1 pseudogene is annotated in these 1,002 nt (G+C 75.1%); it reads right to left on the reverse strand.

Going from position 1 to position 1,002, the window contains the following annotated elements:
* A pseudogene (locus tag ACFWGZ_RS41390) lies at window positions 1-1,002 on the reverse strand (HSP90 family protein); the annotation flags it as partial.

The following is a 1,002-nucleotide window of genomic DNA, read 5'->3' on the forward strand; positions in this document are numbered from 1 at the left end:
GGTCCTGGTGGTACGGGAGGTGTGGCCCACTCCAGCAGGCCGAGGAACGCCCGGTTCAGCAGCGCCGAGTCGGCCGGGCGCAGCGGGCGCTGCGCCATCAGCAGCGCCTGCCCGTACAGTGCCTCCGTCGCCGTCCCGGCCAGTTCCGCGGAGCCGAGCGAACCGATTCTGCGGACCAGCGGGTTGAGGTGGTTCAGCACCAGCCGGGCGCGCGGCGCACTGCCCCGCAGCGAGCCGAGGATGCCCGCCCACAACTCGTCGGCCTGCCCCTCGGCCTCCGACCGGGCCCGCTCGTGGCGGGCCGAACGGTCGTCGAGGGGGAGCGCGGGCACGGTCAGCGGGTGGAAGGCGCGCAGCGCCACGTCGCAGCCCAGCGGGTCCAGCCGGGCCCGGGCCGCGGCGAGGAACGCGCCCAGCGCCAGCTCCTGCTCCGGGTCCACGGAGTCCAGGTGCGCGGTGACGGTGTCGGCGTCCAGCTCCGCGACCACCGCCCCGGGGCGGGCCCCGGGCAGCCGCTCGACCAGCTCGGCGTCGTACGTGTAGCCGCCGTTGACCACCCCGATGCCCTGCGCGGAGGCGATCGGCGCGACCTGCCGGAACTCCTCCACGGTCCGGGTGAAGTGCACCACCGGGTGGCGCCGGGCGAACTCCTCCAGCGACAGCCGCCCGTCCGTCGTCTCGAACGGCAGCCACGGCAGCATCGTGCGCAGCATCGCCCCGTCGTGCCGGGCGAGCGACTTCACCCCCAGGTGGTGCACGGCCAGGAACTCCGCGAGCCGCTCCGGATCGCCCGCGGCCAGGCCGGTCAGCCACTGCCTGATCCGCTCGCCGAGCGCCTCCCGGACGGCGGCCAGGGTCTCGTCCGCGTACAGCGACTCCCGCGAGGCGGTGGGGCGCAGGCTGTCCGTGTCCACGACACAGCGGACGAAGAACGCCCAGTCGGGCAGCAGCTCGTCGGCCCGGTCGGTCAGCAGCATCCCCTTCAGGTGCACCCGGTGCCCC

Origin of the sequence: Lentzea sp. NPDC060358 (genome assembly GCF_042725365.1) — a bacterium.
Classification (GTDB): Bacteria; Actinomycetota; Actinomycetes; order Mycobacteriales; family Pseudonocardiaceae; genus Lentzea.